The organism is Nostoc mirabile CHAB5784, assembly GCF_020829645.1.
GTDB classification, from domain to species: domain Bacteria; phylum Cyanobacteriota; class Cyanobacteriia; order Cyanobacteriales; family Nostocaceae; genus Nostoc; species Nostoc mirabile.
In genome coordinates, this window is the sequence record NZ_JAIVFS010000002.1 from 188,073 (window position 1) to 213,127 (window position 25,055).

Consider the following 25,055-nt stretch of genomic DNA (forward strand, 5'->3'; position numbering starts at 1 on the left):
ATTAGTTAAATAATTACTCAGCATTCAGGATTGGCAATTCAGTACTGTTACCGCTAAGTCCTCTATCTTTGGTTTGTGATATCACCCAGTAGCGATAATCCGCCAAAAGTTGATTTAATAACCGTTGCTTGACCGATAACAGTACGCTTTTGAGCAAAGCATTGCCAGTAGTTTCTAAAATCGGCTTAGGAGTGAAGGAAAATGGCGGTGGCAAATCCACCAGCACTTCTAAATCAGCCCTTCCTTGTAGGCGAGTGCCAGTGCTTAACTCTTTGGGAGACAAATGTCCTTTTAAATTGAGAGCAAAACGCTGGTTAATATACTCGAAGCCCAGGATTTCACAGCCTAGCGATCGCAAATAAATTATTCCATTTGATTCTGCCCAAACTCTCATGTCTACAGTAGGTTGAATACTCAATGACATAAAAGTTAACGGACGCATTTTCAAGCGAAATACTTCCTCAGAAAGCTGCTCAATTCTACTGTTGTCAGCCAAAGCCTTAACTAGACGTTGAGGCTGGCGCAAGTAGTGCTGAATGGGAATAGGCTGCTCTGGAACAGCGATTTCAACCGATTGGGAGGCAGTAAACCGGGTAGCCATGAGCGGATAAAAATATCTGTTTCTTAATTTTAATATTTTTTAATAAATTAAATCTGATTATTGAAAAGTTGAAAATTTATTGACCATAAAAATGATTGTTGCTTATCAGCTATACATTATTAGCAGAAAGTTGGTACGCTTATTACTATCTTTAGTTCAATAAATATAAATTAAAATTTCATTCTTGACATAAAATCTATAATATGCATTGTAATTAGGTGAGAAACGAATATAATTGTCCTTAAATTTTCAGAGGAATTTAGCAACAAAACTTTTCCTGGATACATATTTCGGTCTATTTGTTTAGTCCCTAAATTTGAGAGATAAGAGTGTTTTGTAAGAGTAGATGTTGGATACATTTGCCAAAACCAAAATATCATAATCTCTGTTTACGTATTAAACTCGCAACTCAAGGCTAAAGGTATGACTTTATTGATCGCACATTTAGGGCCTCCCGGCACTTATGCAGAACAAGCAGCTGTTTTTTATGTCAACTGGCTAACTAAAAGTACAGGAGTTGAAGCTAGGTTATCTCCCTATCCCACCATTTCCCAGTCACTGCACGCCGTTGCTGATGGTCAAGCTCACTTGGCTGTTGTGCCAGTGGAAAATTCTATTGAAGGGAGTGTTACCACAACACTGGATACACTATGGCAGTTAGACAGTTTGCGAATTCAGTTGGCTTTGGTATTACCCATTGCCCATATGTTAATTTCCTGCGCGTCTAGCTTAGATAAAATTAAAACTGTTTACTCTCACCCGCAAGCTTTGGCACAATGTCAGGGATGGTTAGAGCGGTTTCTCCCGACTGTACAGATTATTCCCAGCAATTCTACAACCGAAGCATTACAGCGATTGGAGCAAGAGACAACAACAGCAGCGATCGCTTCTAGTAGAGCAGCTCAACTCTACAACCTGCCGATCCTTGCTAGTGGTATCAACGACTATCCAGAAAACTTTACTCGTTTTTGGGTAGTAAGTCAGGATGAAGCGGAAGCTGGATATCAGGCATCAACAACAAGCGCCAGTCATACATCGCTGGCTTTTAGTATGCCTTCCAACACACCTGGAGCATTACTCAATCCTTTGCAAATATTTGCTCAACGAGGAATTAACCTCAGCCGGATTGAATCTCGTCCGACGAAGCGATCGCTAGGCGAATACTTGTTTTTCATGGATTTAGAAGCGGATACCAAGGAAGCACAAATGCAATCTGCTTTAGCAGAATTAACTATGCACACAGAAATTTTAAAAATTCTTGGCGCTTACAATGTTTTGCCGATCAGCGCTGTTACTTAAAAAGTTAGGAGTCAGGAGTAGAGACGCGATTAATCGCGTCTGTACAGGAGTTATTAGTTAGGAGTTAGGAGTTAAGAATTATCAGTTATTAGTTATCAGGTAGGGAATATAAATTATAAGTTGCCAATCTTTTATTTTTTGTTATTTATTCCTAACTCCTCACTCCTGTACAGACGCGATTAATCGCGTCTCTACTCAATACTCCTGTACAGACGCGATTAATCGCGTCTCTACTCCTAACTCCTCACTTTTCATTAAATGTGTCTTTGAGAACAGCGCGAGCTGCCAAGTGATTTCGAGTAGAGGTTAAAATTTCTGCTTCCCGCTCTAGACGAGTTGCAGTATCTTGCATTTCTAGCAATAACTGCTGCTCTGCGGCGACACCATGAAGATTACTCGCTACCCAATAAGATAACTCTGTTGGTAGGTCAGGCAAATCTTCTGGCAGTTCGATATTTTGTTCGGTTAATTTGGCTGATAGACGCACAACATCTCGCAGTAGTTGTTCTACCTCAGTTGATAAAGGTCGCAAATCTTTAGCCGGTGGTTGGTCTTCAATCCACTCAACTAAGCCAACTATATATGGCTTTTCACGAACATACTCTAATACCCGAAATCTTTGCTGCCCTAAAGTCAACATCTTGATCCGATCATCTGGCAGCCGTTGGTGATGAACGATTTCTGCACAGCAACCAGTGTTTGCAATTGTACCTTTAACAGGATCGACCATCAAAACACCGAACCTGCGATCGCTCTCCAAAATCGTGTTCATCATGATTCGGTAGCGAAATTCAAAGATGTGCAGAGGCAATGGTCTGGTAGGAAACAGAACTAGTTCAGGTAACGGGAACAGAGGTAGTTCACGAACTGCAATTTTAGAAGATGATGTCATTGTTACTTTGGTATAAACTTAATCTTAAAAATAATTTTTCTGTGCTTTTCCCGTACTTTATCTACATTCTATCATTTGTTTCCTAGCTAAATAAAAGCCCTGAGATATATTTCTTCAGGGCAATGTAAAAATTCATACTAATGTCATTTGTCTTTTGTCGTTTGTCTGAGTACTAATGACCAATGACTCATGACTAAATTAAAGTTTGACTTCGATATCTACACCCGATGGTAGATCCAATTTCATCAGGGCATCAATAGTCTTAGAAGAGGGCTGGTAAATATCAATAATCCGGCGATGAGTACGGGTTTCAAAGTGTTCCCGTGAATCTTTATCTACGTGAGGCGATCGCAGCACACAATAGATCCGGCGTTTTGTTGGTAAAGGAATTGGGCCTACGGCTGTAGCATTGGTGCGGTTAGCTGTGTCTACAATCTTCTCGCAAGATGTGTCTAATAAGCGTCGGTCAAAAGCTTGTAACCGAATTCTAATTTTCTGCTGCTGTAGAGTTGCCATCTTTAATTTTCCAGGTTCTGCGTAATTAGGGGAATGGGGGATAAAGGAGAGACGCGATTAATCGCGTCTGTACAAAAATGGGGAGTGGGCGTTAAGGGAGACAAAATTGTTTGGCTTCTTCCTATTCCCTACTCCCTTTAATTAAAAAGGAAGAGAAAGGAGCAGAGAGGCACAATAAAGACCATCTCTGCTCCTTTGTTATGGGCGAAAAGGTGCTACTTGATAATTTTGGAGACGACACCAGCACCGATGGTGCGGCCACCTTCGCGGATAGCGAAGCGCATTCCTTGTTCAATAGCGATCGCGTTGATCAATTCTACTGTCATCTTGATGCGATCGCCTGGCATTACCATTTCTACTTCTTTGCCTTCATCGGAGGTGTAGGCTTTGATGGTACCAGTTACATCAGTTGTCCGCACGTAGAACTGGGGACGGTAGCCAGCGAAAAATGGAGTCTTACGACCACCTTCTTTTTCTGTTAGGACATAAACCTCACCTTCAAATTCATTGTGAGGTTTAATCGAACCAGGTTTGGCGATGACCATACCCCGTTCAATATCAGCCTTCTGGATACCCCGGAGTAGTACGCCAGCGTTATCCCCAGCCATACCTTGGTCGAGACTCTTCTTGAACATCTCAATACCAGTTACGGTAGTGGCGCGAGTATCTCTGATACCCACTAGTTCAACGTTATCGCCAACTTTGACTACACCCCGCTCAATCCGACCGGTGGCGACAGTACCACGACCTGTAATTGAGAACACGTCTTCTACAGCCATCAGGAAGGGTTTATCAACATCCCGCTCAGGAGTGGGGATGTAAGAATCTACAGCATCCATCAATTCGTAGATTTTGTCTACCCAAGGATTTTCACCGCGTTGGGTCTTGGGATTCTTGGTCATTGCTTCCAGAGCTTGCAGACCAGAGCCTTTGACGATGGGGATATCATCGCCAGGGAAATCGTAGCTGCTTAACAGTTCTCTCAGTTCTAGTTCTACCAGTTCCAAGAGTTCTGGGTCATCCATCAAATCTTCTTTGTTCAAGAAGACAACCAGACTGGGAACGCCTACCTGTTTTGCCAACAGGATGTGTTCGCGGGTTTGGGGCATAGGGCCATCGGTAGCAGCAACTACGAGGATACCTCCGTCCATCTGGGCAGCACCGGTGATCATGTTCTTCACATAGTCAGCGTGTCCTGGACAGTCTACGTGAGCATAGTGCCGACTTGCAGTTTCATACTCTACGTGAGCGGTATTGATGGTAATACCCCGTGCCTTTTCTTCTGGGGCATTATCAATTTGGTCGTAGCCCTTAGCTACAGCCTGACCCATAGCTGCCAAGGTCATAGTGATGGCTGCTGTCAAGGTAGTTTTACCGTGGTCAACGTGGCCAACTGTACCGATATTAATGTGGGGTTTATTCCTTTCAAACTTTGCGCGTGCCATGAATGCTCATTTCCTTATTTTAACTAAGCGTTCCCTTTGCTTTTTGCAATGATAGTTTCAGCTACGCTGCGAGGCACCTCTTCGTAGTGGCTGAACTCCATCGTGAAGGTACCCCGACCTTGCGTTTTTGACCGGATATCAGTGGCGTAGCCAAACATGCTCGCCAGTGGAACTTTGGATGTTACCTTAGCGAGTCCCTTTTCGGTGCTTTGGCTTTCAATCTGCCCTCGGCGGGTGTTGAGGTCGCCAATGACGTTCCCCATATAGTCTTCAGGAACTTCAACTTCAACTTTCATCATAGGCTCTAAGATGACAGGTGAAGCTTTCAGCACAGCCTCTTTCATCGCCATTGAGCCAGCGATTTTGAAAGCCATTTCTGAAGAGTCTACATCGTGGTATGACCCATCAATTAGCGTTGCTTTAACGTCAATCAACGGATATCCAGCTAGAACACCGGATTCGCAGCTTTCTTTCATTCCTTGTTCTGCGGGGCCAACGTACTCTTTAGGTACTGTACCGCCAGCAATTTTGGAAACGAATTCAAAGCCAGTACCGGGTTCTCCAGGCTCCAAATTAATCACAACGTGACCGTATTGACCTTTACCACCACTTTGGCGGATGAATTTGCCCTCAACTTTGTTCACAGCTTTCCGAATTGTTTCTCGGTAAGCTACTTGTGGCGCACCTACATTCGCTTCCACCTTGAATTCTCGTAACATCCGGTCTACTAGAATTTCTAGGTGTAGTTCTCCCATTCCCGCGATCACGGTCTGGTTTGTTTCCGGATCGACGCGGACACGGAAGGTGGGGTCTTCTTCTGAGAGAGATTGCAGAGCCTTGGACAGCTTGTCCATATCGTTCTTGGTTTTGGGTTCAACCGCCACCGAGATCACAGGCTCAGGAATGAATAGGGATTCCAGAATTACTGGCGATCCATCATCACAGAGCGTGTCACCTGTCAAGGTGTCTTTCAATCCCAGAGCTGCTCCCAAATCACCCGCTCGCAGTTCATCGACATCTTGCCGATCATCTGCCTTCATTAGAACTAAGCGGGAAATCCGTTCTTTTTTATTCTTACTAGCGTTGAGAACGTAGCTACCCTTTTTCAGGACACCAGAATAAACGCGAACAAATGTTAGGCGACCGTAAGGGTCAGCCATAATCTTGAATGCCAGAGCCGCTAGGGGTTCGTTGTCATCAGCTTGCCGCTCAACAGTATCGCCATTGGGCAGTAAGCCTTGAATTGGTGGTACTTCACTTGGCGCTGGCAGGTAATCTACAACGGCATCCAGCATTAACTGCACGCCTTTGTTTTTGAATGCTGAACCACAAAGTACTGGTACAATCGTCCCCGCAATTGTGCCTTTACGCAGGGCAGTCCGAATTTCCTGCTCTGTAAGTTCTTCGCCCTCGAAGTACTTAGTCATCAGAGCATCATCGGTTTCTGCTGCGGCTTCTATTAGCTTGGTGCGGAATTCGTCTACCTGCGCTTGCAATGCTTCCGGGATATCGGTTTCCTGGATATCGGTTCCTTGGTCATTTGCGTAAATATACGCACGTTGCCTTACTAGGTCAACGATCCCTTGGAAGTCGTTTTCGCTACCAATTGGTAGTTGAATGGCGATCGCATTCGCCCGCAGGCGATCGCGGATTTGCTCGTGAACTTTATAAAAGTTCGCTCCGGTGCGATCCATCTTGTTGATAAAGGCTATCCGAGGAACTTTGTAGCGTTCTGCTTGCCGCCACACTGTCTCAGACTGCGGTTGCACGCCGCCCACAGAACAAAATACTGCGATTACACCATCCAACACGCGCATCGAGCGCTCAACTTCAATTGTGAAGTCTACGTGACCCGGAGTATCGATAATGTTAATTTGATGATCTTTCCAACTGGTACTGATAGCAGCAGCAGTAATGGTAATTCCCCGCTCCCGCTCCTGCTCCATCCAGTCTGTGACGGCAGTTCCTTCATGAACTTCGCCAATTTTATGAATTATTCCAGAGTAAAATAATATTCTCTCTGTTGTTGTTGTTTTGCCCGCATCTATATGCGCCGCAATACCAATGTTGCGTACTTTCTCTAGCGGGATCGTGCGTGCCACAGCTACCTCCTATAGTTTTTGCCTCATGATATCTTGTATATTACTCTTTGTTAAGATTCTATACTTTTACGGAAAACCGTCTTCTTTTTGTAAATCTACGATATACCGCTTCTGGAGGGCGATATATAGCTTTTCTACTTAGTAACGATAGTGTGCGAATGCTTTGTTAGCTTCCGCCATCCGGTGCGTTTCTTCACGTTTCCGAATCGCATTGCCAGTTTCGTTGGCTGCATCCATTAATTCATTTGCCAGTTTGCTTGCCATTGTCCGGCCTGGTCTGGAGCGGGAATATTGCACTAACCAACGCAGTGCTAGGGTTGTACCGCGTTCTGTACGCACTTCCATTGGTACTTGGTAGGTTGCTCCACCAACTCGCCGAGCCTTTACTTCTACTAAAGGCGTGGCATTTCGCACTGCTCTTTCAAAGGTTTCCAAGGCACCAGCACCAGTGCGTTCTTCAATAGTTTTTAATGCATCATAAACAATCCGGGCGGCAAGTGATTTCTTGCCATGACGCATGATCCGCCTGATAATCATGCTCACAAGGCGACTGTTATATACGGAGTCAGACGGAACTGGGCGCCTTTGAATAACACCACGACGAGACATACTTCACCTTTAATTCGGAATTGGCAACGAAATTATATGCTATCAGACACCGGAAACTAAAAGCTGTGGAACTCAACCCTCAGACTTTCTCAATTTTGTTTTCGACTGTTGCAGCAAGGCTGACTTATTGACTGCCAATTTTGGATTAGAGTTTTTGGTAGATGTTCCGACCACAAGGATTGGAAAAAATCAAAAGTCTGTAAGCCTCATCCCCTTGTGGGTTCGACCAATCCAAAACCGCAAATCGCTCGACTGAGCGCTCACGCCGAAGTCTAAAATCTAAAATTCATTGACTTGCTAGCTGCAACTAAATACTCAAGGCTATAACATTCTAAACCTTAATGTCCAGATTATAGTTCTGCTGTGGGTTACAGCGTTCTCCTCTGAACTTCTACACTTGCTCGCTTAGTGTAGATGTAGCTTGCTTGATTTTTTTAAACAGACTTGAGCAGCTTTCGTAACTGCTCTTAGAACACAGACCCTGATAGTTATTTTGTCCTTGAGCGCTTCTCAGGTAGACGATTAATCGTGTTGGATGCGATTAATCGCCTAATCCTATTTTTTCGCTTCTTTCGGACGCTTGGTTCCATACTTGGAACGGCCTTGTTTGCGGTCTTTGACTCCGGCTGTATCTAGGGTGCCACGGATAATGTGGTATCTCACGCCTGGTAGATCCTTAACCCGACCGCCACGAATCATCACAACTGAGTGTTCTTGTAAGTTGTGACCAATACCTGGAATATAAGCTGTGACTTCAAATCCAGAGGTAAGTCTCACTCTTGCTACTTTACGTAGAGCTGAGTTAGGCTTTTTTGGTGTGGTCGTGTATACTCTGGTACAAACTCCCCGACGTTGGGGGCATTGTTTCAGAGCCGGGGACTTGGTTTTCTGACGCGCTTGTTCGCGCTCGTTACGTATTAGCTGCTGTATTGTTGGCATGAGTTACAGCGCGTAAAGCTGCTTATATGTCTAAGTTTTAACAAATCCTAATTATATCGTTTTTTGCGGGTTTATGTCAATTGTAATTTTCCCTTAATTACTTGGTCATTTTTCCTTTGTTATTGGCAAACGATCGCTAAATTTTGGACTATTGACTAGTTGTGGAGAATGAATTACCACAGCCACAGGTTGCGATTGCCTGAGGGTTTTGGAAGCGAAAACCACCACCCATTAAGTCTTCTGAATAATCCACCCTCAACCCGTTGAGGTAATTTAAGCTGGCGGCATCTATGACTACTTGAATCTCATCCAAGTTTAAAACCTGGTCGCCAACTTTTATTGCTTCATCGAAGGACATTTCATAAAATAACCCGGAACAACCACCTGGTTTTACTGCCAATCGAAATAAGACATTTGGCTGCTGCTTGGACTTGATTCGCCTAATCTCACTCGCGGCTGCTTGACTCAGATGAATCATGGAACTCGTTTTTTGCAATTGAAGACCCCATCTTCATTTTACAGACAAATGGGTTAATCCTAGCTTCTTGAAAATTCCAAATCATCGAAGCTATGAGCGCGATCGCTATTACTACATTTATAGCACAACATGCTTCAGTCCCTACCTAGTTATTAAGGTGGGGACTTCTGGGGTGCAGTGGTTCCCAAAGACGGTTTGCACAAAAATGTATTCAGTTTTTAGATTAGAGCTTTAATCTTTGGTACGGGCATAGTCATCTTGGTAGCGAATAATATCATCTTCTCCCAAGTATTCGCCATTTTGCACTTCAATCAACACCAAGGGGATCACACCAGGATTCTCTAAACGATGAGATGTACATTGGGGTACATAGGTTGACTCATTATTACTCAGTAGTACTTCTCTCTCGCCACAAGTTACCCTAGCTGTACCAGATACGACAATCCAATGTTCACTGCGGTGGTGGTGCATTTGTAGACTGAGGCGGTGTCCTGGCTTAACTTCAATGCGCTTGATTTTATATCCACGCCCTTCTTCTAAAACTGTAAAAGCACCCCAAGGACGTAACTCAGTTGCAGCAACGCCTCTGGATGTGATAGTTGAAGGTAGGTGTAGAGTGTCAGTCTGTATAGTTTCTTGATATCGAGCCATAGTCACCTCATTTGAAGACATAACAAACCGTTGGTACTCTTACTATTGATAAAAAATCTGGCGCTATCTTGCAACGTTGAAAATCATTAATTTTGTCGCACCTTGATAAAGATAGCAAAATCAAACGTGACGGTGTAAATCATCACTACTAAAACTCTTGCATCTACACCAAGTCTTCATCAAGCAAAATTACAGCTTGTTCTAATCTTTAAAAAAAGAGGGAGTGGGGAGTGGGGCGTTCGTTGGTAATTGAGTTTTTTCCCTATTCCCTATTCCCTACTCCCTACTCCCTACTCCCTACTCCCTGATTTTCGTGGTTGCAAGAAAATACCAATTCCATTATGAACACGAGCAGCTGTACTAGGCGAGCGATCGAGTAGTTGTCCTCCTAAGTAAAGGCTGGTAGAACTACCACCGTCCAAATTTAAGGCATCCACACAGCCCATCTGTTGCAGCAATTGGGCATGTTCTGCCAAATTAGGGCCATAACCGCCGGCACGATTATGCACAGCAGTAATCATCAATGTGCCTGTTGCTGTTGTGCAAATACCGCTACGAATAGCCTTTTCGGCAATAAAGGCATTGCTGAATTTTTCGCCTTTGGCATCGAGGACAATTTGGCGATTTTGGACTAATAGCGGCCCGGCTCCGATAATGTGGGGATAACGACTAAAATCAGCCGGAGTAGTGGCGCTGGAAATACTTACTGCGGTTCCAATAGGTAGCTGTGAGGCAGCACTAGCAGCGTTGGCGCGTAAGGTTAGTAGGTAGCCATCCTGGGGAATGGGAACGGCCGTCTCACCAACTTTGCCGCCTGGTAACTGTTGAGTAATTTGGTCTTTCTGTACCACTAGAATAATTTCGTTATCCGTCAAGGACGTGTAAGTTGATCCCCAAGCTGGGGTGTAACGAGCAATTCCACTCTGGACGTAGCCGCTATTGAGAAACAGAATTGGTTGGCGCTGGTCATTTGCCGTAATTAAAGTTTCTTCTAAGGTGAGACGACCGAAGTAAAATTGGCCAGAATCATTCCAAGCGATCGCACCTCGGTTGAGAATGGGGCCTGATAACCACTGACCATCCCGACGAATTGCACCCAATGGCAATCTGTTATTGCGGTTAAAATAACCACCGTTAATTCCAGCTACTGCTAGGTAACGTTGTGCTGTTTGAATTAAGGGAGCAGTACCCGCAAGCCCATCAGGACTAGCCCACATAGGTTTTAGCGTTAGCCCAAATTTACGGGGATTAACTTCTAACCAGACCACCGGGAAGCGTTCTGTGCCTAAGTTGACATAATGCTGTCGCCAGCGCAATCCTGGGGCCCAAGTAATATCTCTTTCTTCTAGAGGATCGGGTCGAATATCGATAATCAGGCGATTGGGGTTATCTATAGTACTAACTTGAGGCGATAGACCGAAGGGAACGCTCAGACTAATAATGGTTTGGTTTTTCACCACTTTCACTTGTTGAATCAGTGGTTCAGGGGCTGGGGCTGGTGGTATTGGTTGTGTTGGTGTAACTGGTAATAATTGTTTAAGCAAGTTTGGCAGCAATATTGGTGGTGCTGCTGGTGGCTGGGGGGTATAACGTTCTATCAAAACAGGATCAGCTATTCCATCGAGGGTAATTGTCCACTCTCGATTTGGTGGTGCAGTGGGTTTGGCAGTTGGTGTGTCTGGATCAGAAGATGGAATTTGGGGTTTTGCGATCGCTGACCCTTGTGCAACTTGCCACGGAGTTGGACGATCTAAATCAACAAGAATCCGAGCCTGTTGCAAAGGGGCACTCGCCTCTGGAGGTTCCTGGCTCTGAACAATATTTGTAATTTGTGCTTTTGGGGTAGCAATCACCAAAATGTTGCCATTGGTTCGGATTTCCCATCCAGATGTTTGAGCAAAATTGCTAATATCCAAATAGCGATATGCTCCTAGTAGCTTGGTGGATAAAACCAGTGGCTTTGCCACCGATGAAAACCACTGTATTGGTTGCCTTGCTGAGTTACTACTGTTTAAGAAATTTACTCCAATTAACTGCCTAAATGCCCCATCACTCAGATGAGTTGTAATCCGACCAGCTTTTCCAGGTCGCTGTAACCAAGTTCCTGGTAGAGTACGACCATTGAGGGAAATTTGATTACCAGAGGATACTACGCCTGTTAAAGCAGGTGCAGGTGACTGGGAGATAAGCCTTGGTATTGATTGGGCGTTTTTTGGAGACTCCTGGGCGTTGATAGCATAGGTAGTAGTTAAGCATAGTGTTATTAAAAATATTGGTGACATAGTAGCCCGGAAAAATCTGCGATGCCAACTCTTGGAGACGCTACGCGTAGCTTGCTTCTCCAAAGGAGTACGGCGGGCTTTGCGATCGCCATTCCCTGATTGGCAATAATTCGGCATTTTTACCATAATTTACTAGGTTTTTTGAAAACTATCAGCCAAGGTATAAACTAACTAATTATTTGGAAATATAAAAAACCCATGAGTTTATTTTTGAAAAAATATGCTATTCTATATATTGGCTAGCCATCTCTTTTAAAAGCCAATCAATTTATTTAGACGCTAAAGTCCCTGCAATCAAGTGTTTTAAGTGGCACTAATTCTAACCACACTATACACGGTAGTTTTGATTATCAAAACTGGATTAAGATATTTAATCCTGACTGAACGTTGCTAATTCAGTAAGGTCTAGTTAATAGTAATACATGTGCCAACTGGTAAGCGGCAAAACTCTAGACAACAAAGATATTTGGGAATTGTCAAATGGGTATATATTGTAATACGCTGATTTTATTCCTGGATCAGGATAACTAAATAATTACTAATTCGTAATTCGTAATTCGTAATTAAAAGGGTACAGCAGCCCACACTAAATTAAAGATTTAGTGGTTAACAAGACAATGGAGGGTACAACCCCCCAGTGATTGCAACTACGAATTAAGGTAGCGTAACTTAAAGCCTTCTCTTCTCCCTTGGCGCTAGCCTCTCCCAAAGGGATTCGGGGAGACGCTACGCCAACGCTTAGAGCGAGTCCTTGATCGTCACGATCAATTACGAATTATTTTGACTTTGGCTTTAAAAAAGAGTACAGCGTTCAGTTTTAGTTTTGTTTCAGGTGAGCCGAAATGGCTCTATGAGTAGCTAGCGTGCATCTGGAAAAAAGGAATTGAGAAAATACTTAGCTTCACAATATAAAAAAGAAACTGTCAGGGCAAAAATGATGTCTTGGCGGAGGTAAGTTGTCTAACACCGCATAAATACATAAAAAATACGCAAATATTTTAACACGGGTGAACTAATAAAGTAAAACCGAAGTTAAAATTTTTTTTCCCTAAATTTCGGTGCTTGTATATTTTTCCATCGCTGAATTTAGAAATTTTTTCCCATAACGTAGTGGCAAAATTGGTAACTCAATACTTCAGGAACAGGGTATGAATAATAAACCGATGAATCAAGACCAACAAATCACACCGAATATCAACTCAAGAGATACCTATCAGGGGCAAAAGTGGTTAGTAGAGGAACGAGATGCCTGTGGTGTAGGTTTTATTGCTCATCGCAAAAATCATACCAGCCACGAAATTGTCGAAAAAGCCTTAGCTGCTTTAACCTGCTTAGAACACCGGGGAGGTTGTAGCGCCGATCAAGATTCTGGTGATGGTGCTGGAGTATTGACAGCTATCCCTTGGGAGTTGTTCCAACAAGAGTTTGCCCAAATAGAGAAGGAATTTCCATCCACCAATAATATAGCTATTGGGATGATATTTCTACCACAAGACCAGGAAGCAGCACAAAAAGCTAGGGCGGCAGTTGAGCAAGTAGCGGAGGAAGAAAAATTCACTGTACTTGGTTGGCGAGTTGTGCCAGTGCAACCTGATTTACTTGGGGTACAAGCAAGAGAAAATCAACCCCAGATTGAACAAGTTTTGTTAGCTTCTGTTGACAAAAGCGGCGATGAATTAGAACGGCAGTTGTACATTACCCGCCGCCGAATTAGTAAAGCTGCTACCAACATCTCAGAAGAATTTTATATCTGCTCGTTGTCAAGCCGCACAATTGTTTACAAAGGCATGGTGCGTTCTGCCGTATTGGGCAGCTTTTATGACGATTTAAAGAATCCAGCTTACAAAAGCGTCTTTGCTGTCTATCACCGCCGCTTTAGTACTAATACAATGCCCAAGTGGCCCCTAGCTCAACCAATGCGGCTTTTGGGTCACAACGGCGAAATCAATACTTTGTTGGGTAACATCAACTGGATGATGGCACGAGAAGCTAGCCTGAATCATCCTGTATGGGATGATCGCATCAAGGAACTCAAGCCATTAGTTCATATTGATAACAGCGACTCAGCTACCCTAGACAATGTGCTGGAATTGCTCGTGTGTTCTGGACGCAGCCCCTTGGAAGCTTTAATGATTATGGTTCCAGAGGCCTACCAAAATCAGCCCTCTTTAGGTAACTATCCAGAAATTGTTGATTTCTACGAATATTACAGTGGACTGCAAGAAGCATGGGACGGGCCAGCACTTTTAGTATTTAGTGATGGCAAAAAAGTTGGTGCAACACTAGATCGTAATGGCTTAAGACCAGCTCGCTACGTGATCACCAAAGATGACTACATTGTTGTAGCTTCCGAAGCTGGTGTAGTGGGCTTTCCAGAAGCCGATATTGTCGAGAAAGGTAGACTTGGGCCAGGGCAAATGATTGCCGTGGATTTAGTAAACCATGAAGTGCTGAAGAATTGGGAGATTAAGCAGCGCATTGCCAAGCAGCACCCTTATGGTGAATGGCTGCAACAGTACCGTCAAGAATTAAAGTCATTGGTCACTTGTACTGAGCGTTCGCGTAGCGTCTCGCAGAGAAGCCGAAGTATTGGTCATCCGTCATTAGCAAATGGCAATGGCAAAGGACAAATGACAAATGATCAAGGACAAGTGACAATTGACAAGCAAACATTGCTTCAGCTGCAAACTGCTTTTGGCTACACCACAGAAGATGTGGAAATGGTGATTCATCCAATGGCGATCGCAGGTTCAGAGCCGACTTTCTGCATGGGGGATGATATTCCTTTAGCAGTGCTGTCAACAAAACCCCACCTGCTGTATGACTATTTCAAACAGCGTTTTGCTCAGGTGACCAACCCAGCGATTGATCCCCTGCGGGAAAAGCTAGTGATGTCTCTGAAAGTAGAACTGGGTGAACGGGGTAACTTATTAGAACCCAAGCCAGAATATGCTCGGAGATTGAAACTTGAATCGCCAGTGTTAACGGATGTTGAATTAGAGGCAATTAAGCTGTCGGGATTTGCCACAGCTGAGTTATCAACCCGATTTGCGATCGCCAGCGGCCCTGAAGGATTAAAGGCCGCAGTCCAATCTTTACAAGCACAAGCAGCTGAATCAGTCCGCGCAGGTGCAAAAATTTTAATCTTAAGCGATAAGGGAAATGACGGTATCAGCCCAGAAAATACATACATTCCTCCCCTGTTAGCAGTGGGTGCTGTACATCATCACCTGATTAGGGAAGGGTTGCGAATGAAAACATCCCTAATTGTCAATACTGCCCAATGCTGGAGTACTCATCACTTTGCTTGTCTCATTGGCTACGGTGCTGGTGCAGTTTGCCCGTATATGGCTTTGGACACGGTGCGTGATTGGTGGTCTGATCCCAAAACTCAAAAGTTAATGGGTGTACAAAAAATTCCCACCCTCACCCTAGAACAAGCTTTAGGAAACTATCGCAAAGCAGTAGAGTCAGGTTTGCTAAAAATTCTCTCCAAGATGGGAATTTCTCTGCTCCCTAGCTATCAAGCAGCTCAAATCTTTGAAGCTATTGGCATCGGTGGAGATTTAATCGAACTGGGATTCCGTGGTACGACTTCCCGTATCGGAGGTTTGAGTGTTAGCGAACTAGCTGATGAAGTGCTTTCCTTCCACTGCAAAGCTTTCCCAGAAGTGACGGCCAATAAGTTACAAAACCTGGGCTTTGTGCAGTACCGTCCTGGCGGCGAGTACCACATGAATAGCCCAGAAATGGTCAAGGCGCTGCATAAGGCTTTAGATGGCAAAAACTACGACCACTACGAAGTTTACAAAAAGCATCTCCAAGGCAGGCCAGTAACAGCCTTGCGGGACTTGTTGGACTTCCAAGGCGATGCCGAAGGCGGCAAGCTACACACCCCAATTCCTATAGAAGAAGTTGAGTCGGTAACTGAAATTGTCAAGCGCTTCTGCACGGGTGGCATGTCTTTAGGCGCTTTGTCAAGAGAAGCTCACGAAACTTTAGCGATCGCCATGAACCGCATTGGCGGTAAATCTAACTCTGGAGAAGGCGGCGAAGACCCAGTGCGCTATACAGTTTTAGATGATGTAGACGAGTCTGGTCATTCGCCAACCCTACCTCATTTAAAAGGATTGCAAAATGGTGATAAAGCCTATAGTGCCATCAAGCAAGTTGCATCGGGACGCTTTGGTGTCACACCAGAGTACCTAGTCAACGCCAAACAAATTGAAATCAAAATTGCCCAAGGTGCCAAGCCTGGGGAAGGTGGACAACTACCAGGGCCCAAGGTAAGCCAATACATTGCGATGTTAAGGCGCTCGAAGCCAGGTGTGACGCTGATTTCACCACCACCGCACCACGATATCTATTCCATTGAAGACTTAGCGCAACTGATTTTTGACCTGCACCAAATTAATCCCAAAGCCAAGGTATCGGTGAAACTAGTTGCAGAAGTTGGCATTGGCACGATCGCAGCTGGTGTAGCCAAGGCAAACGCTGATATTATCCAGATTTCTGGACATGATGGTGGTACAGGTGCATCGCCACTCAGTTCGATTAAACATGCTGGTTCACCGTGGGAACTGGGTTTAAGTGAAGTGCATCGCGTTTTGATGGAAAATAGCCTGCGCGATCGCGTGATTTTGCGCGTAGATGGCGGACTCAAGAGTGGCTGGGATGTGGTAATAGGTGCATTGATGGGCGGTGAAGAATTCGGTTTCGGTTCCATCGCCATGATTGCTGAAGGCTGTATCATGGCGCGAGTTTGCCACATGAATACCTGCCCTGTGGGTGTTGCTACTCAAAAAGAAGAACTCCGCAAGCGGTTTACGGGAATGCCGGAACAGGTTGTTAACTTCTTCTACTTCATCGCCGAAGAAGTGCGTAGTTTGTTGGCACGACTTGGCTACCGTTCTTTGTCAGAAATCATTGGACGTGCAGATTTGTTGAAACTGCGCCCAGAGGCAAAACTCACGAAAACGCGATCGCTCAACCTGGACTGTTTACTGAAGCTACCAGATACCAAAGACAATCGTAGTTGGTTGCTGCATGAAGAAGTCCACAGCAACGGCGTGGTTTTAGATGACAAGATGCTTGCCGATCCCGACATTCAGACTGCCATTAGGGATCAGTCCACTGTCACCAAGACTTACCCTATTGTCAATACTGACAGAACAGTAGGCACAAGATTAGCGGGAGCGATCGCTTCTAAATACGGTGACAGCGACTTTGAAGGACAAATTAATCTCAACTTTACAGGCAGTGTTGGGCAAAGCTTTGGTGCGTTCAACCTCCCTGGTATAATTTTGACCCTGCAAGGAGAGGCAAACGACTACGTAGGTAAAGGGATGCATGGTGGTGAAATCATCATCAAGCCTCCAACTGATGCTACTTATGACGGATCACAAAACGTGATAGTTGGTAATACGTGCCTCTATGGTGCTACTGGTGGCATGTTATTTGCAAACGGTTTAGCAGGAGAGCGCTTTGCTGTAAGAAACTCCAAAGCCATAGCAGTGATTGAAGGCGCTGGGGATCACTGCTGCGAATACATGACTGGTGGTGTGATTGTCGTCCTCGGTAAAGTAGGACGTAACGTAGCAGCTGGAATGACTGGTGGACTGGCCTACTTCTTAGATGAAAACGACTCATTTCGTGAGTTAGTCAACCCGGAAATTGTCAAAATCCAGAGGGTGATTACAGAAGCAGGTACAAAACAACTGCAAGAGTTAATCAAAACTCATGCGGAACGCACTGGTTCACTAAAGGCGAATAAAATTCTGCAAAACTGGGAAGAATTTTTGCCGAAATTCTGGCAGTTGGTTCCACCTTCTGAAGCTGATAGTCTCGAAGCTGATCCTGAAAAAACAACTGAGTTCAGTTTAGTAAGCAGTCATTAGTAACTGTAACCATTCTCATACTAAGCCTTAAGCCATTCTCCCGTCGGAGAAGCTGCACAAACAGGTACTCTGCGAAAACCCCTTTGGATACCTAAAGCAGTTGCCTGAATTTACCCCTTAAAAAGACTGTAAAGAGAAAATATATTCCCCCTTTTTAAGGGGGAATATCACTAAATGATTCACAACTGGACTTTAGACTAAGGCAACAAAAGTGACTGAGCAATCAGATCCTGTGAAAGTCCAGGTAATAAAGTCGAGATCAGCACTGTCCTGAAATCTACCTAATTGGGTATAGAAGGCATTACCTAAATGCTGATAAACTTCCATATAAATGTTTACTAACAAGTAGGATTTGTCTATAAAAATGCTTATAGAAGAGCAAGCTCCCGATCGCAAAACTTCTGAAGAAGAACGTTTTCAAGATGATTATTATTCATACTTTGAATCTCCTGAAAATGCTACTCGATACACACCATCAGTTTGGTATCTCAATGAAGCTTTTAAGCAACGTTCATTCTCTTTATTAGATTTAGGATGTGGCAATGCGGCTTTGAACAAATATCTACCTGAGCGATGTGACTACCTTGGGATAGATCACAGTGAAGCTGCGATTCAGTACTGTTCAAAGCTATACCCCAACAATAAGTTTGCTGCTCAAGATTTATCGGTAGCACTGCCAGAATTGGCTTCAGAAAATCAAAAATTTGATGCCGTCGTCCTAGCCGGCTTGCTATTTCACAATGTCGATAAGGAAACACTAGAACAAAAGGACGATCAAGAACTCGTTCAATTCTGTTTGGACAAACTAATAAGCGAGAAAGGATATTTGGTGCTTATTGTACCTTTTGCTTATGGTGACCATCCATCCCATAATCTTTATGCTCGGGCAGAATGGCTACAAAAGTTGCTAGAAAAATTGCTGAAAGTTGTAAACGCAAAAATTGTTTACGAGAATATTTCCCTACAAATTGGCTTGGACAAAAAAGTTAGACAGCAGAAGAAAACTCCTGACTGGTTTGTTCCCGATAGCACTACTAACTATTCCAATAAGTACGCTGGAACATATATGGCAACTTGGACAGTTATTGCCTCTCCATGACTGGGTTAAACCGTCATTTGAATAGCCAAGATTATTCGTCAAGTTTTAAGTTGATTTGTTCTTTAGTTTTGCACTCCTGACTAGTACCGCAAAGCAGAAGTCGAAGTGTCAAAAGTCAAAATAATTGTATTTCAAGCTCTTGCGCCATTTGAAATGGTATGTTTTTTTCCGCCATGTTGTACTAGTCTAAACTTCAGTCAGAAATAAGGCATTCTAAGCAAAAAATATAATTTTAGTTTTTAGCCAATCACTATTGACTAATTGCCCATAATTAATAATTACTTTTTGTTAGCAAGCAGCTTTTGGTCTGCATCTTCCATTTCTAAAAGTTCTGGAATAGTAACAAAGCGATAGCCTTGCTTTTTAAAGTTGCTAATAATTTCTGGTAAAGCTTGCACAGTTCTGGAACGGTTCCCACCACCATCATGCATTAGGACAATACCACCAGGTTTTGAATCTCTAATCACGTTATTGATCAACTTTGGTACAGTTGGTAACTTGTAGTCTGTGGAGTCAGCAGACCACATCACCACAGTATATTTTTGGCCTTTAGCATAAGCAGCTAATCCATTGTGGAGCATACCACCAGGCGGCCTAAATAGATTTGTTTTAGCACCTGTAATTTGATAAATTAAGTCTGTTGTGCGGTCAATTTCAAAAGCAGCTGCTTGTGGATTAAAAGAGTGATACCAGTGATGCCAAGTATGGTTGGCAATGACGTGACCTTGATAGACAATTTGCTTTCCTAACTCTGGATAATTTTTTAGGTTCTGCCCGACGATAAAAAACGTCCCTTTAATATTATTTGATTTAAGAATATCTAGTACTTGTCCTGTAGTCTGAGGCCAAGGGCCATCATCAAAGGTGAGAGCAATTACTTTTTCCTCCTTGGTCAGTTTTGCCGCTTTAACTATTGCCCCTTGAAAACGTGATGGTATAGCGTAGGATAGTCCTTTTGTTTGTGCTTCTTGCTGCCAACTTGTAAGCATCGCCGCCTTTAATTTCTCAATCCGCTGCTGAGTTCCTACGTTTGCAGCTACATCCTTTACATTTATACTCTGTCTACTCTGAGCCTCCGAAGAATTTGGCCTTAGAAGCATCATGAAAGCAAGGCTAAAAACACCACATAAGGCAAGCAGTGCAATTAATATTCCTTCTGGCCACAGAAACGACTTATTGTTTTCCACCTCATAGCTCCTTCAAAGATCGAACCATCCACCACGTTATGACGGTACGTTATAGCACATTTTTTTAGATATCTTAGATACCAGCTGCTTTCTGGTAATCCTGAAAATTGGAATTGGGAATAACGGAAATTCACAATCGAGAAAACAGACTATAGAGCTTTAACTGAAATCTAGATGCTCTAGATTTGGATGAACGTTTATACAATACTTGGTACTGTTTAATGTCAATCCATTTATAAAAGGCAAGGTCTGAATTTCCACATTCTTACCGCTCGCTCTAAGAAGGAGCGCAATCGGATAATTAATGACACCCCAAAATCCTCTTTATCGGAGTTCTGAATTAGTTTCTGTCTTTCACTTCATCACTAAGGCAGCATTATCGTTTCAAGTTTTATAGCTTTGTAAATTAAGATGTAGCTCAACTGTCGGGCCTACAATTTGCATTTTTTGCGGGCCGAAGTTTTTATAACAAGACTTTCTGGCAGGAAAGCTGTATAATTTGTAGCTGAGTAAATTATTTGATTAACATACAAAACTACTTACAAGGGGTGGGGTATCTTTCAAAAAAGAGTCTAATCAACTATTAGCTCTATTCTTGATAAGATATATCTTACTGCCTGCTGCCATTGCTTCCTTTTTAAGAAAAAGTTAAATTTTTAACTGACAGAAGCTTGCCTCGAATTTTCTATGAAATAGACAGACGAAAATTGATTAAATATAGTTTCTCATTGCCAAGGGGCATTTATTCGTTAATCTAGATACTTTTAAATCATTCAGTAAAAATGATTTTATCAGCAGCTTAACTGTGTTTTTGATGCTGATACTTAAGCCTAAATTACTAGTAGGTTTCTGTCTGTTAATCTTCTTCTTGATAGTAAAAGAGATTTATATATTATTATTAATAATACAATCTAGTCTCTACTGTCACAGTATAATTACGCAACTTATTCACATCTTCATAGCCAAACTGTTAAAAGTGCAGTTATATAGTATCTATGTATACAAAAGTATCAGTCCAGTAAAACTAGTTGACGTAAAATTAAGAATATGGGTAATTTTTGAAATACACGTAGTGGCGTGGCACAGCTAAAATGATGCATTAAGCGTAGCTTGGGTTGAGCTACGTAAAACCCAAGATTCACCAGGGTGTTGGGTTTCATGCTTTAAAAACTCGTTTCCAGCCAGAGGCTCTTGACAAGACAATCTTTTAAAGCTTTGTCTAGACTGCCTTATTTGTATCTTTGTATCATTATTAGGGACTTCCAAGAAATAAATTATCCAAATGAACGAACCACAGAGACGCAGAGAACACAGAGAGGGGAGAAATAGAGAAGATTTTTGCGTCAGTTTTGGGATATTTTTTTATTTGGAAGTCCCTTATTAAACTGAAATGGTATAGGGCACTGTACGAAAGTTTTGGTACGTTAGGACTAATGTTCGTAATGGATCTTACATATTTGCCACTTAACGACCAATTTTATGCTCAAAGAAAAAACCGACTGGCTGTATCGCTCTACCAATCGGTAACTGCTTTTTTAGCAGTAAGAAGCAAAAGTGAAAATCATCTCATAACTTGCCTTATAATTGCAGCAATTAGAATTAAGATTTTTAATTATCTATCTAAAAATCCTAATCATTAGCTTATATTGCCTTAGACAGGTCATAGTTTATTTACAGCACTTTTGCTTATCTCTGGTAGATGCAATAACTGTATTATTTAATATCTGTGTGGGTTTATGCAGAACCCATATTGTTTATAAGTATACCTTTTGAGTCAAAATAATCAAGGTATTTGTCCCACTTCTTAAACTGGCTAGAAACTTTTATGGTTCCTCACGAAAGTGATGCAAAAGAAGAGCGTGCGTCGTTAAAAATATGGCGTGGTTGGCAAGAAAATCTGATTTTAATTGCGATCGCATTGTGTTTGGCATTCTTGATCCGGACTTTTATCGCCGAACCCCGCTATATACCTTCTGATTCGATGTTGCCCACCTTATATACTGGCGATCGCTTGGTAGTTGAAAAAATCTCTTACCATTTTCACCCTCCCATAACTGGGGATATTATTGTTTTTCAGCCACCCGCAGAACTACAACGTCGAGGATATCCCAAAGACCAAGCTTTCATCAAGCGGGTTATTGGCCAGCCTGGTGAGGTAATTAGTGTTGCTTCTGGCAAAGTCTACCTCAACGGTCAACCCTTGGCAGAAGACTACATCGCTGAACCCCCAAATCAGCCATATCGACCAGTGAAAGTTCCAGAAGATGAGTTTTTTGTCATGGGAGATAACCGCAACGATAGTAATGACTCTCGTTATTGGGGCTTTTTACCCAAAGAAAATGTCATTGGTCGAGCAGCGTTTCGCTTTTGGCCTCTTGATCGTATTGGGTTTATTTAAATAGTTAGGAGTTTGGAGTTTGGAGTTTGGAGTTATATAGACCTAACCCCAACCCCTTCCCTACTAGCGTTGGACAGAGGTGAAAATATATTGCATACAAACGAAAAACCCTATATTTTAAAACTTTTAACTTAAAACCTTAAATAATACATCAGTTGAGCGATCGCATCACCAGTTAACTCCAACCGCCGTTGGAAATCAGCCAGGTTACGGTAAGGCCCGGCTGATTGCCGATTTTGCACCACTGCTTGCGCTAGAGACAAATTTATAAATGGAATTTGTGCTAAATTTTCAACTGTTGCTGTATTTGGATTGACTAAATGGATCGGACTTTCTAGAGATTCGTGATCATAGTAAATAAAATTCAGCAGAGGCTTTAATGGTTCCAGGCGCGGTGCTGGTATAGCCAAAGCCGCAGCGATATCTTCAATACAGTAAAATTTAACACCCGAATGCGAAAGTTCTACAAGCGATCGCGCTTGGTGAATTGACAAACCTGGTAAGCGTAACCAATCATCTACAGTCGCTTGATTAGCATCAATGCGAATACCTAATTTAGCGGCTATCTGAATTTCTTCTCCAGATTGTAGGCGATAGTAAGGATCGTTGAGGAGCTTGTCCCGGAGTTTTTGCAGCCTGGGGTTCAAAGGTAGCCAGTTATTCATGTTGTCGCTTACCTCAAGAAATCTGGTCTAGCAATTGGCGGCGCTTTTGCTCAAATTCATACTCTGAAATTAGCCCATCCTGGCGCAAAGCATCCAATTCACGCAAAGACTCAGCGATCGCTCCTACCTGATTACTCACCCTTTGGGAATTCCTTGTTGCTGACTTGCCCAGATTAAAATTACGATCAAAAGCTTCTTCGTCTTGGGCTAAATACCAAACTCCCTCGATGGCACTAGCTACTTTGGGGATCGGCGTCCAGGAAAGCAACACATACAAAACACCCCACAACGGCTGTCCCAGATAGAATTTATGTAATCCTGAAATTGTCAGCGTGCCAGAAAAAGCTAAAATAGCGGCAACACTTCGGCTTTTGCGTTTAGTCAACATATTTCTAATAAATATACCAATACATAGTTTCTACAATCAGACAGTCAACTACCCTGCCTTGCCCTTAGGACTTTTAGATGGGAATTGCCACACACAATTTAGTATTTGAAGAAATTTGAGTAAGTTTCACATGACTGTGCATTGAGCTTTGATGCTAATTTTAAGTTTTTAACAGCTTTATTACTACTATGTCACAGACCTTCCTACCGCCAAAATGGCTTCAACAGCTTTGTGATCCTTACGCTGTGCTAGGAATTTCTGTAATTGCTGACGATCGCCAGATTTTAAAACGCTATCACACTTTAGCGAAGCTGCTACATCCCGATCGCCATGCCAAAAGCTGCAATCCAAACCCAGAATTAGCAACGGCAATATTTAGCCATTTAATCAATCCAGCTTATGAACAACTGAAACATCAACAGAAGCGCTTGATTGCCATCGCTATGCTGCGATCGCTTGCATTTGCTTTGGAGCAGAAGCCTTTGTCTTCTCAAAGTGCCATAGCTCAGAAAATTATGGAAATGTCTACACCCCAAGCAGAATTGTTTTACGAAGAAACGATCGCCTGCTATGCAGAAGATCAATACAAATCATTAGAGCAGTTTTATCAGGTGACGCAACAAATTAGTACACTGAATTTAGTATACTTACGGTTGCATAAACCAGACCTCCTATTAACGCAAAAAGCTGTTAGCATCCTCCCGGAGGTAGAAGTTAAGCCAGGTGAATTGACATCAGATGAAAAAATTGATGTCAAACCAGTTTTGACAAACTACGCTCAACGTCACTACCAACGAGCTATTGAGTATGTCAGGCTAGCCAAGTGGCCCCTAGCCGTGCAAGAATTGCGCGATGCCATCAAATTAGAGCCAAATAACAGCGACTATTATGCCTTATTAGGTTTGGTACATCTCCGACAGAAATTTATCGGGATGGCCAGGGTTTACATGCGTCAAGCATTAAAACTGAACCCGCAAAATTCACTAGCTTTGAAATACGCTCCCGAAGTGAAAATTCAATCTGGTGAAAATACCAATCCTAAATCAATGGCTAAAGCTATGAGTATTGCGGCTTTATTAAGTCGGTTTACTCAGGGGAAAGGTTCTCAAGTCAAGTGGTGAAATTTCGGTAACAAACCGTACTAAAACCGAAGCTTCGTCACTAGATTACTCTCCTAGACTAAAATAATAATAGAAGTAAAACTATTAAGCTACTGAGTCTGGACACTCAGTTTAATATAAGCAATATGGGATTCTTCGATTCTGAGATAATTCAGCAAGAAGCAAAACAGCTGTTTGAGGATTATCAAGCACTAATCAAGCTTGGTAATAACTACGGCAAATTTGACCGCGATGGCAAAAAGCTATTTATTGATAAAATGGAAGCCATGATGGATCGGTATCGCATCTTTATGAAGCGCTTCGAGCTATCAGAAGACTTCATGGCACAAATGACAGTAGAACAACTGAAAACACAATTAGGTCAGTTCGGTGTCACCCCGCAACAAATGTTTGACCAAATGCACCTCACTTTAGAACGGATGAAAGCCGAGCTAGAAAAACAAGCCTAACAAAAGTTAGGAGTTAGGAGTTAGGAGTTCTCAATAA

19 protein-coding genes are annotated in these 25,055 nt (G+C 42.9%); 6 read left to right on the forward strand and 13 right to left on the reverse strand.

Annotation, left to right across the window (positions count from 1 at the left end; genetic code table 11):
* Nucleotides 1-13: 13 nt before the first annotated feature.
* Nucleotides 14-601: a DUF1997 domain-containing protein gene (locus LC653_RS02770; RefSeq protein WP_229492484.1), complete on the reverse strand. Its 588-nt coding sequence runs from the start codon at nucleotides 599-601 to the stop codon at nucleotides 14-16.
* Between the two features lie 423 nt (nucleotides 602-1,024).
* Here LC653_RS02770 and pheA point away from each other — a divergent pair, with 423 nt between their 5' ends.
* The gene (gene pheA / locus LC653_RS02775; protein WP_229492485.1) at nucleotides 1,025-1,900 is read left to right on the forward strand and encodes a prephenate dehydratase; all 876 of its coding nucleotides are present in this window, start codon (nucleotides 1,025-1,027) and stop codon (nucleotides 1,898-1,900) included.
* A 244-nt stretch (nucleotides 1,901-2,144) separates the two neighbouring features.
* Here pheA and LC653_RS02780 read toward each other — a convergent pair whose 3' ends face one another.
* The 9 genes from LC653_RS02780 to LC653_RS02820 all read right to left on the reverse strand — a co-directional run bounded on the left by LC653_RS02780 (nucleotide 2,145) and on the right by LC653_RS02820 (nucleotide 11,940).
* Nucleotides 2,145-2,792 carry an LON peptidase substrate-binding domain-containing protein gene (locus LC653_RS02780; protein WP_229492486.1) on the reverse strand — a complete coding sequence of 216 codons (648 nt, stop codon included), beginning with the start codon at nucleotides 2,790-2,792 and terminating at the stop codon, nucleotides 2,145-2,147.
* Between the two features lie 198 nt (nucleotides 2,793-2,990).
* Nucleotides 2,991-3,308: a 30S ribosomal protein S10 gene (gene rpsJ / locus LC653_RS02785; RefSeq protein WP_017320518.1), complete on the reverse strand. Its 318-nt coding sequence runs from the start codon at nucleotides 3,306-3,308 to the stop codon at nucleotides 2,991-2,993.
* A 215-nt stretch (nucleotides 3,309-3,523) separates the two neighbouring features.
* Nucleotides 3,524-4,753: an elongation factor Tu gene (tuf, locus tag LC653_RS02790; protein WP_229492487.1), complete on the reverse strand. Its 1,230-nt coding sequence runs from the start codon at nucleotides 4,751-4,753 to the stop codon at nucleotides 3,524-3,526.
* 23 nt (nucleotides 4,754-4,776) lie between these two features.
* Complete coding sequence (fusA, locus tag LC653_RS02795; RefSeq protein ID WP_229492488.1) at nucleotides 4,777-6,855, reverse strand: elongation factor G; 2,079 nt, start codon at nucleotides 6,853-6,855, stop codon at nucleotides 4,777-4,779.
* A gap of 138 nt (nucleotides 6,856-6,993) precedes the next feature.
* Complete coding sequence (rpsG, locus tag LC653_RS02800) at nucleotides 6,994-7,464, reverse strand: 30S ribosomal protein S7 (RefSeq protein WP_069070112.1); 471 nt, start codon at nucleotides 7,462-7,464, stop codon at nucleotides 6,994-6,996.
* A gap of 555 nt (nucleotides 7,465-8,019) precedes the next feature.
* Nucleotides 8,020-8,403, reverse strand: a complete 384-nt coding sequence (gene rpsL / locus LC653_RS02805; protein ID WP_012410236.1) for a 30S ribosomal protein S12 — start codon at nucleotides 8,401-8,403, stop codon at nucleotides 8,020-8,022.
* 148 nt (nucleotides 8,404-8,551) lie between these two features.
* Nucleotides 8,552-8,881, reverse strand: coding sequence for a HesB/IscA family protein (locus tag LC653_RS02810; protein ID WP_229492577.1), 330 nt, complete (start codon nucleotides 8,879-8,881; stop codon nucleotides 8,552-8,554).
* 231 nt (nucleotides 8,882-9,112) lie between these two features.
* Entirely contained in the window at nucleotides 9,113-9,532 is a 420-nt protein-coding gene (locus tag LC653_RS02815) for a cupin domain-containing protein (RefSeq protein WP_229492578.1), read from the reverse strand.
* A 290-nt stretch (nucleotides 9,533-9,822) separates the two neighbouring features.
* The gene (locus tag LC653_RS02820) at nucleotides 9,823-11,940 is read right to left on the reverse strand and encodes a phosphodiester glycosidase family protein (RefSeq protein ID WP_372478092.1); all 2,118 of its coding nucleotides are present in this window, start codon (nucleotides 11,938-11,940) and stop codon (nucleotides 9,823-9,825) included.
* 1,022 nt (nucleotides 11,941-12,962) lie between these two features.
* Between LC653_RS02820 and gltB the strand changes: the two genes are divergently transcribed.
* On the forward strand, nucleotides 12,963-17,711 hold the full coding sequence (gltB, locus tag LC653_RS02825; RefSeq protein ID WP_229492489.1) for a glutamate synthase large subunit: 4,749 nt from the start codon (nucleotides 12,963-12,965) through the stop codon (nucleotides 17,709-17,711).
* Between the two features lie 364 nt (nucleotides 17,712-18,075).
* Complete coding sequence (locus LC653_RS02830; RefSeq protein ID WP_229492490.1) at nucleotides 18,076-18,810, forward strand: class I SAM-dependent methyltransferase; 735 nt, start codon at nucleotides 18,076-18,078, stop codon at nucleotides 18,808-18,810.
* A 278-nt stretch (nucleotides 18,811-19,088) separates the two neighbouring features.
* Here the strand turns inward: LC653_RS02830 and LC653_RS02835 are convergent, their stop codons facing one another.
* Entirely contained in the window at nucleotides 19,089-19,997 is a 909-nt protein-coding gene (locus LC653_RS02835) for a polysaccharide deacetylase family protein (RefSeq protein ID WP_229492491.1), read from the reverse strand.
* A 1,825-nt stretch (nucleotides 19,998-21,822) separates the two neighbouring features.
* On the opposite strand from LC653_RS02835, the gene lepB reads away from it, so the two are divergent.
* Nucleotides 21,823-22,395: a signal peptidase I gene (gene lepB / locus LC653_RS02840; protein ID WP_229492492.1), complete on the forward strand. Its 573-nt coding sequence runs from the start codon at nucleotides 21,823-21,825 to the stop codon at nucleotides 22,393-22,395.
* Nucleotides 22,396-22,526: 131 nt separating this feature from the next.
* On the opposite strand, the gene LC653_RS02845 is transcribed toward lepB, so the two are convergent.
* Both LC653_RS02845 and LC653_RS02850 read right to left on the reverse strand, forming a co-directional pair.
* Complete coding sequence (locus tag LC653_RS02845; protein WP_229492493.1) at nucleotides 22,527-23,060, reverse strand: ComEA family DNA-binding protein; 534 nt, start codon at nucleotides 23,058-23,060, stop codon at nucleotides 22,527-22,529.
* 13 nt (nucleotides 23,061-23,073) lie between these two features.
* Nucleotides 23,074-23,448, reverse strand: a complete 375-nt coding sequence (locus tag LC653_RS02850) for an NINE protein (protein ID WP_229492494.1) — start codon at nucleotides 23,446-23,448, stop codon at nucleotides 23,074-23,076.
* Nucleotides 23,449-23,636: 188 nt separating this feature from the next.
* On the opposite strand from LC653_RS02850, the gene LC653_RS02855 reads away from it, so the two are divergent.
* Both LC653_RS02855 and LC653_RS02860 read left to right on the forward strand, forming a co-directional pair.
* The gene (locus LC653_RS02855) at nucleotides 23,637-24,569 is read left to right on the forward strand and encodes a J domain-containing protein (RefSeq protein WP_229492495.1); all 933 of its coding nucleotides are present in this window, start codon (nucleotides 23,637-23,639) and stop codon (nucleotides 24,567-24,569) included.
* Nucleotides 24,570-24,694: 125 nt separating this feature from the next.
* Entirely contained in the window at nucleotides 24,695-25,018 is a 324-nt protein-coding gene (locus LC653_RS02860) for a DUF1825 family protein (protein ID WP_229492496.1), read from the forward strand.
* Nucleotides 25,019-25,055: the final 37 nt, after the last annotated feature.